The sequence below is a fragment of the Marinobacter persicus genome (genome assembly GCF_002934325.1).
GTDB lineage: Bacteria > Pseudomonadota > Gammaproteobacteria > Pseudomonadales > Oleiphilaceae > Marinobacter > Marinobacter persicus_A.
In genome coordinates this window covers 1-16,314 of the sequence record NZ_PTIV01000017.1, presented here as the reverse complement: position 1 = coordinate 16,314, position 16,314 = coordinate 1, and the positions used below count along the sequence as shown (strand labels likewise).

Below are 16,314 nucleotides of genomic sequence, written 5' to 3'. Positions count from 1 at the left end.
TCCTCATCGGGTGGCCCTCAGGCCTCACCGTTAAACCACCAGTCCGGCAGCAGGCGTCGGACCGGTGGCTGCAGGAAGCGGTCATCGATCAACCAAATCACGCCCCGGTCATCCGGTGTACGGATAACCCGCCCGGCGGCCTGGGCGACTTTCTGCAACCCCGGGATCCGGTAGGTGTAGTCATAGCCCGCGCCGAACCGCTGTTGGAGGCGATCCTTGAGCACTTCGTGCCAGGCGTCAAAGGGCGGGAGCCCCAGGGTGGCAACGAACGCACCGATCAGTTGGTCACCGGGCAGGTCGATACCCTCGCTGAACACCCCACCCAATACCGCAAATGCCACACGGCCCTCCGGTTTTTGAAAGTCCGCCAGAAACGCACGGCGCTGCTCTCTGCTCATGCCGGGCTGCTGGGCTCGCTGGGGAATGTCCGGGGCCTGTTCCGCCAGTGCTTCACTGACCGCCTGGGCGTATTTGAAACTGCTGAAGAACGCCAGGTAGTGGCCGGGCCGTTCCCGGAACTGACGGGCGATCACCTGGGCAATAGGTGCCAGTGAACGATCACGATGCGCCTGCCGGGTACTGATGCCGGGGGTGAAGTTCACCTGAAGCTGATCGTGGCTGAAAGGACTGGGCAGGGACGTAAACCGGGTGCCTTCCGGCAATCCCAGCAGATCCCGGTAATACACGCCGGGGCTGAGGGTGGCCGAAAACAGCAGCACCGAGTGCGCGGCGGCAAAGCGGTCGGTGAGAAAATCCGCCGGGATCAGGTTCTGGATGCTCAGGCTGGCCCGGCCACGCCCGGCGCGCTGGAATTCCAACAGGGAATGATCGCCAAATTGATCCGCCAGTTTCAGGAAGGCCACACTCTCGAACAGAAGTTCCTGCAGTGCCAGGTCCGGCGGATGGTCCGCCAGGTAATCGGTGAGCGACGACACCAGACCCTGCAGAGCGCCGGGCAATTGCGCGGGCAGGCTGTCCAGGAATACTGGCTGCTGGCTTTCACCATGGTCACGCACCAGGCTCTGCCAGCCCCGGGCGGTCCGGTCCATGGCCGCTTTCACCGGTTTCGGCGCGGTTTTCCGGGTTTTCAGCAGGCGCTGCTGGTCCAGGCGCACCGAGTACATGCCCCGTGCCCGGTCCACCAGGTTGTGGGCTTCGTCCACCAGTACGCCGGCCCGCCACTGGTTCTGGCGCACCAGACCATGGAGCAGGGCGGACTGGTCGAACAGGCGGTTCACATCGCCAATCACGAGGTCACACCAGCGGGCCATCTCCTGGGCCAGGAAATAGGGGCAAATATCGTGACCGGCCGCGATTGTGGCCAATTGTTCCTGGTTTAGGGGTACTTTGCTCTGTGTGGCCTCGGCCCGCGCGTCGGGCAGGCGGTCAAAGAAGCCTTTGGCCAAGGGGCAGGAGTCACCATGGCAAGCCTTGTCCGGATGTTCACAGGCGTCGTCCTTGGCCACCAGTTCCAGGGTCCGTAGGGGCCAGGGTTCGTTCTCCGGCTGTGCCAAGCGCAGTTTCTCTACCCCATCCAGGGCCAGTTGCCGGGCGGTGTTGCGGCAGGTGAGGTAAAACACCCGGTCCTGGCCGGCTTTGGGCATGGCCATCAGCGCGGGAAACAGGGTGCCCAGGGTTTTCCCCAGCCCGGTGGGCGCTTCCAGCAGCAGGTCGGCGCCTTTCACCGAGTTCTTGTACACGGTTTCCGCCAGTTGCCGCTGGCGGGGCCGAAATTCCGGGAAGGGGAAGGTGAGGGTCGCCAACCGGGCGTCCCGCTGTTCCCGGTGGTGGGCCTCCTGTTCGGCCCAGGCTTTGTAGAGGCCACACAGGGTTTCCAGTTCCCGCCAGAGCTCATCAGCGGTGGCGGTTTCGGTCACGGCGGTTTCCTTGTCCCGGCCGGTGTCGTAATAAACCAGCGCCAATTCCACGCTTTTACGGTTTTCCTGGCGGCAGAGCAGGGCACCGTAGGCCCGAAGCTGGGCCCGGTGCAGGGCACGCTGGTGCTCGCGGATGCGCGACACATCACCTCGGTGGGTCTTGATCTCTTCCAGCCGGTTCTTGTGGGGATGGTAGCCGTCGGCGCGGCCGGAAAGCTTTAATCCCAGGCACTCACCGGTCAGTAAATACTCGCTTTGGTAGCCATAACCACGCCTGGCCTGCAGCGCCTGGTGGCCGGCAATGCCTTCCTCGGCGCTGGGCGCCGGGGTATAGCGAAAATCCAGGTCGCCGGTGCGGGCGGCGAATTCGCACAGGGTGCGGACCGCCACTTTCAACGAGGTATCCGCCACGCCCTTCATTCCACCGCCTCGCCGTCCTGCCAGCGCACGTAACAGACACTGGCCGGCATGCCTTCCCGGGCAAAGAATTGCAGCCAACGCACCTGATGGTCCTGCAATCGGTCTCCCGGGCCTTTCACCTCGATCATTTCATAGCGGGCGTCGGTATCGAGAGCATTGGGCACCAGTCTAATCAGGTCAGTAAATCCGCTGCGGTGTTCCCGGATGTTATTCAGCAAACGGCGGAACAATGCTCTGAGGTGATGGGGCGGGATGCAGTCCAGGGCCAGTTCGAGCAGGGCTTCATCGAGTACCGGCCAGACCACAAAGGGATTGGCGATCCCGTGTTTCAGCCGGAACGCCTTCAGGATTTCCTGGCGATAGTGGCCGTTGGCCAGCAGCGCAAAGCGCTGCTCAAAAGCCTCGCGGCGACGACGAACAAAATCCTCCCGGGTCAGGTCCGCCGGGCCGATGTGAAAAGGGTGGAAGAAAGCCCCGGGCAAAGGCTGGAAAATCACCGGCCAGCACAGCAGACCAAATAGGGCGTTGATCAGGGTGTTCTCGACGTAGAACACCGGGGCGTCATCGGTGCCCAGATGCGAAAGCGCGGCCAGCTCGACGGTGCCACCGGCCGGTTTCGGCAGGGTCAGGGTGAAGCTCCGGATCGCTGGCACCTCTGGCAGCTCGGGTTTTGGTTCGCCCACCTTTGGGGCCAATCGCTTGAGCAGTCGCGCGAGCCCCTGGGCTTCAGCATCGCTCAGATCACCCGTCTGCCACTCGCAGGCCAGGGCCCAGGCCTGTTCAAAGCGCTTCATGCGCTCCAACAGCCGGAGTTGTTTGAGCCGGGCTTCCCGGTGCCCGCTGGCCGACCAGACTTGCAGTGCCAGTTCCCGGTCGCCCTGGCGTTCGGCCTGCCGGCCGAGCTCCAGCAGCAGCCGGTTCCAGCGGCTGGCCAGCCAGGCATTATCCGGTGCCGGCGGCACCTGCGGCCACACTTCCGCGGCCGGAACGCCCTCATCCAGTTGCTCCCGACAGTGATGCATCAGCAGATAGGTGTCCACCTCGGCCCGCTGCCGGAACGCCCGGGATTCCGGGGTGAAGGGCACCGGCTCAAATTGCTGCACACCCAATTCCACCAGCACAAAATCGGTCCAGCTTTGGCGAAGGTTGCCAAAGAACATCAGGCGCAGGCGATCAAACAGCGGCATTTCCCGCAACCGCACCACCGCCCCGGTACCGGCCATGTCAGTCTCGCCCAACCAGCTCCGCAGCGGCCGGGCTTCGGGGAAAGCCTCTGCCAGTTGTTCACGCATCTGCGCCTTGCCCAGGGTTTTCGACAGGCCCTGTTGTTGCAGCCAGGGACCAAACATCGGTCGTAACTCGGCCAGGGTGAACAGCCGGAACACCTCCGCCAGGGTCAGTTCCGGATCGTCGTCGAGCCAGCCATCACGCCTTAACACGGCCAGGGCCTCACGCTCGGTTTCCGGCAATTCCGGGTAGCGCAGCTTGTCGGCACGAAACAACTCGCCGGTGCGCATAACCATGCGGGTCAGCAGCGCCCGTGGGCCGGTATTCAAGGCTGCAAACTCAGCCAGCCGTGCCTGCTCCCGTTGATTCAGCAGGTCCTGGTGGTGGTCCGCCACCCAACCTACCAGGAGGTCCATGTTCTCCAGGTAATACAGGGGGTTTTCCAGGCTGGCTGGGATCAGTGTTTGGTGGCTCATGGGGGATTGCGATCGGATAGCGAAGGAACCCTGACTTTACGATGGAAGCGGGCCACGCTCAAATCCGTAACCCTGCGTAAAATGCCATCGAGGTATGCCCACGTCCCCTCTGCGAATCCGGGCGCGCATGAGGTAACCTGTTATCCCGGCAATCCAGCAACACTCGCAGCTAAGGACACTCATGGCCAACGCCCCCGCCATCGAACCCGGCTTTCACGCCATCCACGCCAACCACCTGGAAGATCTTCGCCGGGCGGTGGTGTACATCTGCCGCCAGAACCCGCTGCCACCGCTGCAGAGCGAAACCTTCCTGGTGCAGAGTAACGGCATCGCCCAGTGGCTGAAGCTGGCGCTGGCCGAGAAGCGCGATGACGACGGGATGGACGGTGGCCTGGGCATTGCCGCGGGCATGGACTTCCTGTTCCCCGCCCGCTTCATCTGGCAGGCCTACCGGGCGGTACTGTCCGATGCCGAGGTGCCGGAGCAATCGCCATTCGACAAAAGCCGGCTGGTGTGGCGCCTGTATCGTTTGCTGCCCACCCTGCTGGACCAGGATGACGCGTTTGTTCCCCTGGCCCGATTCCTGGACGGCAGCGATCCGGACGTGCGCACTTTCCAGTTGGCGGAAAAAGTGGCGGATCTATTCGACCAGTACCAGGTGTTCCGCGCCGACTGGCTCGCCGCCTGGGAGCAAGGGCGAGACGTGCTGATCACCGCGCGGGGCGAGGAAAAGCCCCTGGCCCCGGAGAACCTGTGGCAACCGATGCTCTGGCGGGCCCTGGTGGACGATGTCGGCGAGGCCGCCCACACCAGCCGGTCGCGGATTCATACGCGGTTTATGACACAGGGCCAGCAACTTGCGGAACCGGCCAACCCGACCCGGCTGCCCAAACGCATCGTGGTGTTTGGGGTGTCCTCCCTGCCGCGCCAGGCGCTGGAAGCGCTGTACGTGCTCAGCCGGTTCAGCCAGGTGGTGCTGTGTGTTCACAACCCCTGCCAGTTCTACTGGGCCGACATCATCAGCGACCGGGAACTGCTGAAAGCCGAACGCAAACGGGGCGCGGCGCATCCCGTTCTGTCCACCGTGGACGACCCGGATCAGTTGCACCAGCACGCCAACCCACTGCTGGCCGCCTGGGGCAAGCAGGGCCGGGACTACATCCGCCTGCTGGATGAATTCGACAACCCGGAAGAATACCGGGACCGACTACAGACCCCGGACCAGAAGATCGACATCTTCTCCGAACACACCACCGGCGAATCGCCCTGCCTGCTGCACCAGTTGCAGGACGACATTCTCAACCTGACGCCCTTGCAGGAAATCCGAGACCAACACCGCACCCTGGACCCGGGTGAGGACCACTCGCTGGTGTTCCACCAGGCCCACAGCCCCCAGCGGGAAGTGGAAATCCTGCACGACCAGCTGCTGGCCGCGTTCAACATGGATGCAAACCTGCGGCCCCGGGATGTGATGGTGATGGTGCCGGACATCAACGTGTACGCGCCCCACATCCAGGCGGTGTTCGGGCGTTACACGCCGGGCAGCAAACGCCACATTCCCTTTACCATTTCCGACCAGGGCCAGCGTCACCAGGAACCGGTGCTGATTGCCCTGGAAACCCTGATGTCGCTGCCCCGCAGCCGTTTTGGCGTGAGCGAGATCCTGAGCCTGCTGGAAGTGCCCGGCATCCGGGACCGCTTCGGCATCACCGAAGACGAGATCCCTCTGGCGCGGCGTTGGGTGGAAGGCGCCAACATCCGCTGGGGCCTGCACGACAAGCACCGCCAAAGTCTGGATCTGCCCGCCGAGCTGAATCGCAACACCTGGCAGGCCGGCCTGCGCGCCATGCTCCTTGGCTACGGCATGGGCGAGGACGAACCCTGGGGCGGGGTGGAGCCCTACGGGGAAATCGGCGGGCTGCAGGCGGACCTGGCCGGGCGGCTGGACGAATTCCTGCATCAGCTCGAAACCCTGTGGCAGGCCCTGCAGGAAAGCCGTACCCCCAACGAGTGGGAAGCCCTGTTCTCCCGCATGCTCGAGCAGTTTTTCCACAGGGTGGAAGACACCGATCTCTTGCTGCTCAACCGCTTCCGCCGCCAGCTGGAACAATGGCTGGAGGATGCCCTCGCCGCCGGGCTGGCCGAGCAATCCCTGCCACTGAACATCGTCAAGGACGTACTGCTCGACGGCCTGGACGAGGGCGGGCTGAACCAGCGCTTCCTGGCCGGTAAAGTGAACTTCGCCACGCTGATGCCCATGCGCGCCATCCCCTTCCGCAAGGTGTGTCTGCTGGGCATGAACGACGGCGACTACCCGCGCTCCCGCCCGCCGGTGGATTTTGACCTGATGGCCCAGGACTACCGGCCCGGGGACCGTTCCCGCCGGGAGGACGACCGCTACCTGTTCCTCGAGGCGCTGCTCTCGGCACGGGAGCAGCTGTACATCAGCTGGGTCGGGCGCAGTATCAAGGACGACTCCGAACGCCCGGCCTCAGTGCTGATCGGCCAGCTGCAGGACCACCTCAACAGCCTGTGGGCATTGGCTGACGATCCCGACACCGCCGTGACCGAGACCCTGACCACCCAGCATCCGTTGCAGCCGTTCAGCCGAGCTTATTTCCCGAAGGCGAATGGCACGGGTGAGGGCGACAACACCGTACCCAAACCGCTGGCCGAAGTGCTGAAAAGCCGCCGCCTGTTTACCTTTGAACGGGAATGGCGTAGCGCGCATGGTGAGGAAGTGTTTACTCACTCTGAAGAACCGCTGGCCTACCAGGCATTGGAAGAGCCCATCACCCTGAGCGCCCTGGCGAATTTCCTGAAAAAGCCCATCGACACCTTCTACCAGCGTCGCCTGCAGGTGCGCTTCGAGGATGTGGAAGACGAGGACACCGACAACGAAAACTTCGACCTGACCGGCCTGGACCGCTGGCGCCTGGACAACGAGCTGATCCAGCACGCGGTGTTCAAGGCCGCCAGCGAGGAGGAGCTGTACGACCGGGTGGAAGCCCGCCTGGACCGCATGGCCCGGCGCGGCGACCTGGGCATGGGCGTGACCGAACACCGGTTGCGCAACGAACTGGCCGGTCGCCTGCCGGACCTGTTCGGTCGCTACCGCACGGCCCTGGACGAATGGCCGGAGGCGGTGAACGAGCCCATTGGCTTTGACGAACGCTTTGCCAACGACCTGGGCGAAGTGGAAGTGGTGGACCTGATCGACGGCCTGCGCCGCAACGCCGAGGGCCAGCTGTGCCGGCTGGTGGTGGCCCAGTCCGGCTTGCTGACCGGTTCCGGCTACAGCAAGAAAGTGCGTTATGCCAACCTGCTGCGGGACTGGGTGATTCACCTGGCCGGCCAGCTCACCGGCCGGCCCTTCGAAACCCGCATCCTGGCCAAGGAAGAGGGCCGGGACTTCCGCTTCGCGCCCCTGGACCCCTTGGCCGCCCGCAGCCATCTGGAAGCCATTGTCGGCCGGTGGATGGCCGCCACCACCCGCACCCTGCCGCTGCACTGCGAGGCGGGCTTTGCCTGGATCACCAGTTTCTACCAGAGCAAAAAATACCGGGGCGATCACGAGCGGGCGTTGGACGAGGCCGAGCAGGCCTATCTCACCGCCCTGGAACGGGATACCGGCTACCTGCGAGCCGCCTACGACAGCCCGGAACACCTGTTCGACAGCGGCGAATTCGAGGCCCTGCTGCACGATCTCTACGTGCCTTTGTGGGAAGCGGAGCAGGGCAAATCGGCCGCCGAACAGATTGGGGGTGAACAATGAGCCAGCCTGTGGATAACTTCACCCAGAGCCAGAACCCGAACCTGGACCCGCTGTCCCTGCCGCTAAACGGCAGCGCCCTGATCGAGGCCAGTGCAGGCACCGGCAAAACCTTCACCATCGCCATCCTGTATGTGCGTCTGGTCCTGGGCCATGGCCAGGACGAAGACAGCCCGCTTCAGAACCTGTTGCCACCGAACCTGCTTGTGGTCACCTTCACCGAAGCAGCCACCAAGGAGCTGCGCGATCGCATCCGCACCCGACTGACCCAGGCCGCCGAGGTATTCTCCGACACCCCGGACGACCCGGAACCGCCGGCGGAAACAGCGCTGATCTATAAGCTGCGCGATGAAAACTACCCGGACCCGGCCACCTGGCCGGATTGCCGCAAGCAGCTGCTGCTGGCCGCCGAATGGATGGACGAGGCGGCGGTGTCCACCATCCACAGTTTCTGCAACCGCATGTTGAGCGAGCACGCCTTCGACAGCGGCAGCCTGTTCAAGCTCACCCTCGAAACCAACCAGAACGATCTGCTGGACGACGTCGCCCGGGATTACTGGCGCACCTTCGTCTACCCGCTGCCGCCGGCCTGGATGGACGAAGCCCTGAGCCACTGGAAAACCCCGGAAGACCTGCGCCAGGCCGTGCGCAACCTGATGGACGACCCGGACAGCCTGGGCACGCCACCGGCCAGTGTGCATGCGGCCATTCAGCAATCCGTCGAGCAGCGCGAGCAAGCGTCTCAGGCTCTGAAAAATCGCCCCTGGGCGGACTGGCAGGAAGACGTGCTTGACCTGCTGGCCAACCTGCAAAAGGCCAAGCGCCTGCACGGCAACAGCAAAAAATCCATGCTCACCGCCTGGGACAACCTGGTGGCCTGGGCGAACTCCGACGAGCTGCTGCCCGAAGGGCTGGACAAGGCCGGTTTCAAAAACCAGACCCCGGAAGGGCTGGCCAAGACCCTGAAAGGAGAGGGCGAAGCGCCGGATCATCCCGCGTTTCACGCCATTGAGGAATTACTGAGTTTCGCCACCAACCAGCCCAGCGCCAAGGCCGACATCCTGCGCCACGCCAGCCACTGGATGGCCGACCGGCTGGAAGCCGAAAAACAGCAGCGCTCGGAAATGGGCTTTGACGACCTGCTCACCCGGCTGGATGACGCGTTACATGGCCCCCGGGGCGACCAGCTGGCCGCCACCATCCGCCGGCAGTTCCCGGTGGCGCTGATTGACGAATTCCAGGACACCGACCCGGTGCAGTACCGCATCTTCAACCGCATCTACTGCGTGGAGGAAAATTCCCCGGACACCTGCCTGCTGATGATCGGGGACCCCAAGCAGGCTATCTACGCCTTCCGGGGCGCGGATATCCACACCTACCTGCAGGCCCGCCAGGGGGTGAAAAATCGCACCTACACCCTGGGCACCAACTTCCGCTCCGCCCAACCCATGGTGGCGGCGGTGAACCGAGTGTTCGAATACAGTGACCAGAACAGCCGGGCCGGGGCCTTCCTGTTTGGCCAGGGCGAGGCCTCGCAATTGCCCTTCCAGGGGGTGAAAGCCAACGGCACCAAGCGCCTGTGGACGGTGAACGGCGAATTCCAGCCCAGCCTGACCTTCTGGACTCACGAATCCGGGGAAAAAGACAATAACGGCCAGCCTAAGTGCCTGGCCAAAGGCGCGGCCACCGCCGCCCTGGCGGAAAGCTGCGCCAGCGAGATTGCCCGCCTGCTGACCCTGGGTCAGGCCGGGCACGCCGGCTTCGCCCGGGCCGAAGATCCGAACGATCTACAGCCGGTGGAACCCAAGGACATCGCCGTGCTGGTGAACAAAGGGGCCGAGGCCAAGGCGGTCCGGGATGCCTTGGGCCAGCGGGGCATCAAGAGCGTGTATCTCTCGGACCGGGACTCGGTGCTCACTTCGGCCGAGGCCAAGGAAATCCTGTGCTGGCTGCGGGCCTTCGCAGAGCCCCGGCAACTGAGCTATCTTCGCGCCGCACTGGCCACACCCACCCTGGGCCAGTCCTGGCAGACGCTGGACGAGCTCCTCACCGACGAACTGGTACTCGAAGCCCGGATCGAACGCTTCCTGGGCTACCAGACGCAGTGGCAACAACAGGGCGTACTGCCCATGCTGCGCCGCTTCCTGATGGACTTCGAGGTGCCCGGCCGGTTACTGCAACGCCCCGATGGCGAGCGGCGGCTGACCGACATCCTACACATTGCCGAGCTGCTCCAGCAGGACAGCCTGCAGCTGGATGGCGAACACGCCCTGGTCCACCACTACACCCAGATTCTGCGGGCCGCCGATGAAGAAGAGGAAAACCGGACCCTGCGCCTCGAAAGCGACGCCGGGCTGGTCAAGGTGATCACCGTGCACAAATCGAAGGGCCTGGAATACCCGCTGGTGTTCCTGCCTTTCGGCACCGCCTACCGGGCCCAGAGCGAAAAACAGGCCTTCGTGCGTTACCACGATGCCAATGACCGGCTGGTAACCGTGTTCAATCCCACGCCGGAGGACGTGGCCCGGGCTGACCAGGAACGGCTGGGCGAGGACATCCGCAAATGCTACGTGGCCCTGACCCGCGCCCGCTTCGCCACCTGGGTGGGGGCGGCAGCTTTGGATAACTGGCCCGAAAGCGGGCTGGGCTATCTGATTGCTGGCAACAGCGAACGTCCGATCAGCGACTGCCTGGCGCCCCTGGCCGAGGGGCGGCACGAGATCCTGATTGAGCCCCTGCCGGAACCCGAGACCCGCCACTTCACCGAACGGGCCCCGGAGGCCCTGGGTCCCGCACTGGAATCCACCCGGGAGGCCCGGGAAGACTGGTGGATCGCCAGTTACTCGGCCATCGAATACCGCGACATGGCAGGCACCGGCATCGCCTTCACCGGCGAGGTGGAAGACGCCCAGACCCAGAACCTGCTGGAGGAAAGCGCCCAGCAGACGGACGAGGAGCGCATCGTGGCCACAACCGTTGTCCGTAACCAGCACCAGTTTCCCAAAGGTGCCGCGCCCGGCACCTTCCTGCACGAACTTTTGGAATGGTGCGCCCAGCAGGGCTTCGACCGGGTTGTGGATAACCCCGAAGACTTGCGGGATCAGCTGGCACGCCGGTGCAGTACCCGCGGCTGGAGCGAATGGGTGGAGCCGCTGGAACACTGGCTGCTGGCGCTGATGCGCACGCCCCTGAGCCTGCAACGGGGCTGCGACGAACTATGCTCACTGGCGGGGCTCACCAGCCTGCGCCCGGAACTGGAATTCTGGTTTGAAAGCCGCAACGTCCAGGTCGCCCGGCTCGACCAGCTGGTCACCCGGCACACCCTGAACGGCGCCGACCGCCCCCGGGTGGAGGAAAAGCGCTTCAACGGCATGCTCAAGGGCTTTATCGACCTGGTGTTCGAACACAACGGGCAGTATTACGTGCTGGACTACAAATCCAACGCCCTGGGCGAGAGCGACAGCGCCTACACCGACCAGGCCATGGGCGAGGCCATTCTGGACAAGCGCTACGACCTGCAATACGTGCTCTACCTGCTGGCCCTGCACCGGCTACTGAAAGCCAGGCTGCCAGATTACGATTACGACCGGCACGTGGGTGGGGCGGTGTACTTGTTCCTGCGCGGCATTGAAGCCCCCGGAAACGGCGCCTTTGTGGACAAACCACCCAGAACGCTGATGGAACAACTCGACGCCCTGTTTGATGGCGAAGCCCTAGATGGGGAGGTGGCCGCATGAGCCGGACCCGACATTCCGATAACCAGTTTGCCCTGGACCTGGGCGAAGACAGCCCTATGACAGGCCAATCCGAGCAGAACATGGCTATGGAAAAACCCGACCCGCTGGCCAGCCTGGCCGACACCGAAGCGTTGCTGCAGCATTGGCAACAGGCCGACTGGATTCGCCCCCTGGACACCGGGTTTGCCCGGCTGATCCGCGATCTCTCGCAAGAGCAGGGCGAAAAGCCTGAGCCATTGGTACTGCTTCTGGCGGCACTCACCTCCCACCAGGTTGGGCGGGGCCATGTCTGCATTGATCTGGCGATACTGCTTAACGAAAGCAATCACACGCTTTCCCTGCCACCGGAAGACGCACGGGCTGTGCCTCCCGTTATGTCGGAGGAACCCGATTCAGAAACACCCACTCCGGGTGAAGTGTTGGCCCGGACCACGCTACCCGAATGCCTGGTGGCCCTGAACGCCTCACAGGCGGTGAGTGCCGGGGAGTTATCCACACCCCTGGTGCTGAACGACGCCCGGCTGTACCTGCGCCGCTTCTGGCGGTACGAACAGCAGATTGCCGGCGCCATCGAAACCCGGTTGGCGCTGCCTTCGGCATTGGCCGATCCCGGCTCGGACGCCACCGATACCCTGTCGCAGGCCCTGGCCACGTTGTTTCAATCCTCCGAACCGGTGGATTACCAGAAACTGGCCTGCGCCCTGGCCGCCCGCCAGCGCTTTTCGGTGATCACCGGCGGTCCGGGGACCGGCAAGACCACCACGGTGGTCAACCTGCTGGCCGCGCTGCAGGCGGTGGCCGGGGAAGACCCGGAGCGGGCCGGGCGCAAGTACCGCATCCGCCTGGCCGCGCCCACCGGCAAGGCCGCCGCCCGACTGAACGAATCCATCGGCGGAGCGGTGCGCCGCCTGCCACTGGATCAGTTACCGGGGCAGGTGGTGCTGGACGACATACCCACCAAGGTCACCACCCTGCACCGCCTGCTGGGCAGCCGCCCGGACACCCGCCAGTTCCGCAACAACCGGGACAACCCGCTGCTGGTGGACATCCTGGTGATCGACGAGGCCTCCATGGTGGACGTGGACCTGATGGCCTCGGTGGTGGATGCGCTACCTGAAAGGGCGCAACTGATCCTCCTGGGCGACAAGGACCAGCTGGCGTCGGTGGATGCCGGCGCCATTCTGGGCGAACTCTGCCAGCGGGCCGCCGATGCCCACTACACGCCGGAGACCGCGGACTGGCTGCGGGCCGTCACCAGCATGGCGGTGCCCGCCGATCTGCTGGACGATCAGGGACAACCGCTGGACCAGGCCGTGGCCATGCTCCGGAAAAGCTATCGTTTTCAGGAGGAAAGCGGAATACGACAGCTCGCCGAGGCGGTCAATACCAACACGCTGGACGCCGACATGCTGGCGCGAATTCGCCAGCCGGCCTTTGACGACGTGGTCTGGCTGAACGGCCACACACCCCGGCCCGATGCCGAAGCAACCCTGGCGCAGATTTGCCAGCACGCGGTGACCGGCACGCCGAATGCCTTTGCCAATCAAGGGGAGGATCGGGTTATCCACAACCGGCCCCTGCCGCCTCCTGTGGGCTACCGGCAGTACCTGGAACTCATGAACAATCATGGCCTGTGCGCCGACAGCCCACGCGCTGAATGGGATGCACTGGCAGTCGGGGTACTGGAAGCCTTTAACGATTTCCAGGTGCTCTGTGCGCTGCGCAAGGGCCCGTGGGGTGTGGAAGGGTTGAACGATCGCATTGCCCGGCACCTGCTGGCGGAAAAGCTGCTGCCCCGGGCCGAAGGCTGGTACGCCGGCCGTCCCGTGCTGATCACAGGCAATGACTACAATCTGGGCCTGATGAACGGCGATATCGGCATCACCTTCTCGGTGCCCTGGGGGCAGGATGACAACGGCGAACCCACGTTCGTGCTGCGCGTGGCGTTCCCGGACAGCGACAGCCCGGGCGGCATCCGCTGGATTTCCCCCAGCCGTCTGCAGCAGTTGGAAACCGTGTTCGCCATGACCGTGCACAAATCCCAGGGGTCGGAATTCAACCACACCTGCCTGGTGCTACCAGACCGCCTGAGCCCGGTGCTCACCAAGGAACTGGTCTACACCGGCATTACCCGGGCGAAAAACTGGTTCAGTCTGATTACGGGGGATGCACAGGTGCTTGGCGAGGCGGTTAATCAGCGGGTGGTGCGGGCTTCTGGACTCGGGATTCGGCTAGGCACGAACGATTGACGCCGCATGGCGTGAGCGTACTCCTACTGCGATTGGAGCCTACGAAGATATTAATAATTTATCGCTCACGCTCTGTCGTCAGACCGAGCCGCCACTACCAGATGCGTTCCTAGCCAAAAAGCGTATCGCAGGGCGTCATAACCTGTTTAGGCCATATATGGCACAATGACAAAAACGTTTCATAGAACAAGGATGTACCATGAAGCCAGCAATCGCATTGCTCGCCCTCTCGGCGTTTACCCTGACTGCCTGCACTTCAGGCAAGGCTACCCCCGATAACCAGCAAGCCGTGGAGGCCCTGCTCAAGCGAACCCAGGAACATCTGGTCTATGTGAGAGGCGGCAGCTTTGAGATGGGAGATTTCGGGCCGAAAGACCCCCGGGGCTACTTACCCTGGAGTTTTAAGCAGGACGACAAACACCTCCACAAGGTCACACTGGATGGCTACTACATCATGGATCGTCAGGTATCCTACGCGGACTATGACACCTACACAGAAGCCACCGACCAAGCCAAGATCAATACCGATAACCGCAGTAGTGACACACGAGCCCCGAACGTGCCGGCAGGCGTGGACTGGTATCAGGCCCGGGATTACTGCCAGTGGCTGGCCGAGCAAAGTGGCCGGCCCTTCGCGCTGCCGACCGAGGCCCAGTGGGAATATGCCGCGCGTAGTCGTGGACAAATGATGCCCTATGCCACGGATGATGGCATTTTGCGGAAAGGGAAAAACTATCCCACTCGGGAAGAGCGACGGCAAGCTACTTCAGGCAATTCTCCCTACGCACCGTATACAATCGCAAAAAAGTACCCCCCAAATCCTTTGGGTATCCATCAGATGGGACTTAATGGTTATGAGTGGGTCAGCGACTGGTACAGCGAAGACTATTACAAACACTCGCCGGAACAGAATCCGACCGGCCCCAAGTCGGGAACACTCAAAGTGCGCCGTGGGGGGGCCACAGGAGAAAGCTTCCTGGGCATGGTCACGGTTATACGAACGCCGTATAACCCAGACCTGACGGAGATTCTACCAAAGCATAGTGATGTGGAAATCGACCCAACAAGGAAGCAGCGATATAGCATGAGCACTGCACGCTGTGTGGTCAATGAGACTAAATAGCTCAGCGGGAAGCCCAATCCCCGCCATTCCATGGTGACCTAAACATTTTCTTTGTGGGGAGGTGGCAAACATTCGGTGTAATTGAAACAGGCGCGGTGAAACTTTGGCTCAACGTCATACTGGGTCAGATAGTCTGCCATGTCGTTGCGGACTATCGGGGTTCCCTTGGAGGCCGTTGGCTTTAGTTGCTGGTAAAAGCGCTGGAGATTTCCAGGATAATCACTGGACAGCCAGGACTTCTCACCTCGCCCCAGAAACTCAAGCAGCGCCGCTTCGCCCTCATCCACGGGGATATTATCATTACTGATTTTCGGTTTAATGCGCTGCATAATGTTGCGGTATTCCGCCTGCGACTGCGCCCAGGCAAAGATGTTGATAATGGCCCGCTTGCGCTCTGTCATAAAGCCAAAGCGCCAAAAGTTGATGTCCTCCCAGTTCCAGGTGCGATTTTCAGGCTCCAATGCGTCAAAGGCATTGACCTGAATTAAGCGGTAGAGTAAAGCTCCTTTGGCATCTGGAGTGATATACCGGAGCACATCCGGGTTAGTGTTAATTCGTTCAACTAAAATACTGCGAGCCTCCGCAGCAGCCATCTCATCCCTCAGACCATCCCAGAAGTCAACCAAGGCATCTTGTGCTTGTTGAGCGGTGTCATATATATAATCTTTCAATTCTCTTCCATTTTGCAGCGCAATAACCAGAATGTTAGACAACGCCTCAAAGGCCTCCTCATCAATAAACTCCAGCCGCTCGTAATTGATGTTCTTGAGTTGGTAGGCCACCCATTGGGCGAATTCCCAGATCAGGTCGGCATCAACTTCCAGCGTCAGCTTGCCTTTGGCGCCTATGCCGAAGCAAAACCCCGCTTTGGCCACGATGCGAAATTTGCCTGCTGCATAATTTATTTTGAATGTTGATTCCGCCCCTACACCAACCTGCCCCATGAGCGCAGGCGCAATCTTCGCAAACGGAGCAAACTTATCAGTCTCCGGGCTTTTCCACTCCACCTGACCAGCCACCGTGACTCCCAGCTCGCCGCCAGCAAACGCTTTGAGTTCTGTGCCCTGATCCGGGTCGTGTTCCGCCATGTCCACGACCTGTTGTCCCGGAACACCCGCTTCGCGGGAGGAGCCTGGAATGCCTTTGGCTTTGGCCCCTCGGCCGGTAAACTCGGCCTGGAGATTCAGCTCGATAGCCACACTGGCACCCAGGCTGCCGCCGACGCTCAGCAGGGTATGGCTGCGCAGCATGCCGAGATTCACGCCAGCAAAGGCCATCATGTAGCCCCCGGGCGGTTCATAGCAGTCGATGGTGCCTTTTGCCTGGGCCAGCATGAGCTCAGCGTGGCCACTGGCCTTGATGGAGGCTTTGCCCTGAAAGGGATTGAACTCACCGCTCAGTCCACTAGCGCCATACCCCCAACGCATCAACTG

The 16,314-nt window shown here is 62.6% G+C and carries 7 protein-coding genes; 4 read left to right on the top strand and 3 right to left on the bottom strand.

The genetic code is table 11. From position 1 onward, the window contains the following. Positions 1 to 17: 17 nt before the first annotated feature. Both BY454_RS10015 and BY454_RS10010 read right to left on the bottom strand, forming a co-directional pair. The gene (locus BY454_RS10015; protein ID WP_258075620.1) at positions 18 to 2,297 is read right to left on the bottom strand and encodes an ATP-dependent DNA helicase; all 2,280 of its coding nucleotides are present in this window, start codon (positions 2,295 to 2,297) and stop codon (positions 18 to 20) included. Next, positions 2,294 to 4,000 (bottom strand): VRR-NUC domain-containing protein, encoded by a 1,707-nt coding sequence (locus BY454_RS10010; RefSeq protein ID WP_104416446.1) that lies wholly within the window; start codon positions 3,998 to 4,000, stop codon positions 2,294 to 2,296. Before BY454_RS10010 ends, BY454_RS10015 begins: the two co-directional genes overlap by 4 nt. Before the next feature lie 181 nt (positions 4,001 to 4,181). On the opposite strand from BY454_RS10010, the gene recC reads away from it, so the two are divergent. The 4 genes from recC to BY454_RS09990 all read left to right on the top strand — a co-directional run bounded on the left by recC (position 4,182) and on the right by BY454_RS09990 (position 14,881). Beyond that, entirely contained in the window at positions 4,182 to 7,775 is a 3,594-nt protein-coding gene (recC, locus tag BY454_RS10005; protein ID WP_104416447.1) for an exodeoxyribonuclease V subunit gamma, read from the top strand. Next, positions 7,772 to 11,509, top strand: a complete 3,738-nt coding sequence (recB, locus tag BY454_RS10000; RefSeq protein WP_104416448.1) for an exodeoxyribonuclease V subunit beta — start codon at positions 7,772 to 7,774, stop codon at positions 11,507 to 11,509. Before recC ends, recB begins: the two co-directional genes overlap by 4 nt. Then, complete coding sequence (gene recD, locus BY454_RS09995; RefSeq protein WP_104416449.1) at positions 11,506 to 13,758, top strand: exodeoxyribonuclease V subunit alpha; 2,253 nt, start codon at positions 11,506 to 11,508, stop codon at positions 13,756 to 13,758. The genes recB and recD overlap by 4 nt, the downstream gene beginning before the upstream one ends. A 199-nt stretch (positions 13,759 to 13,957) precedes the next feature. Beyond that, positions 13,958 to 14,881 (top strand): formylglycine-generating enzyme family protein, encoded by a 924-nt coding sequence (locus BY454_RS09990; protein ID WP_104416450.1) that lies wholly within the window; start codon positions 13,958 to 13,960, stop codon positions 14,879 to 14,881. Between the two features lie 38 nt (positions 14,882 to 14,919). On the opposite strand, the gene BY454_RS16885 is transcribed toward BY454_RS09990, so the two are convergent. After that, the coding region (locus BY454_RS16885; RefSeq protein ID WP_219821023.1) for a hypothetical protein at positions 14,920 to 16,314 on the bottom strand (1,395 nt) is incomplete at its 5' end.

Excerpts from the sequence above, each read along its gene's own strand:
- BY454_RS10015 (WP_258075620.1), bottom strand. The coding sequence starts at position 2,297 with ATGAAGGGCGTGGCGGATACCTCGTTGAAAGTGGCGGTCCGCACCCTG.
- BY454_RS10010 (WP_104416446.1), bottom strand. The coding sequence starts at position 4,000 with ATGAGCCACCAAACACTGATCCCAGCCAGCCTGGAAAACCCCCTGTAT.
- recC (WP_104416447.1), top strand. The coding sequence starts at position 4,182 with ATGGCCAACGCCCCCGCCATCGAACCCGGCTTTCACGCCATCCACGCC.
- recB (WP_104416448.1), top strand. The coding sequence starts at position 7,772 with ATGAGCCAGCCTGTGGATAACTTCACCCAGAGCCAGAACCCGAACCTG.
- recD (WP_104416449.1), top strand. The coding sequence starts at position 11,506 with ATGAGCCGGACCCGACATTCCGATAACCAGTTTGCCCTGGACCTGGGC.
- BY454_RS09990 (WP_104416450.1), top strand. The coding sequence starts at position 13,958 with ATGAAGCCAGCAATCGCATTGCTCGCCCTCTCGGCGTTTACCCTGACT.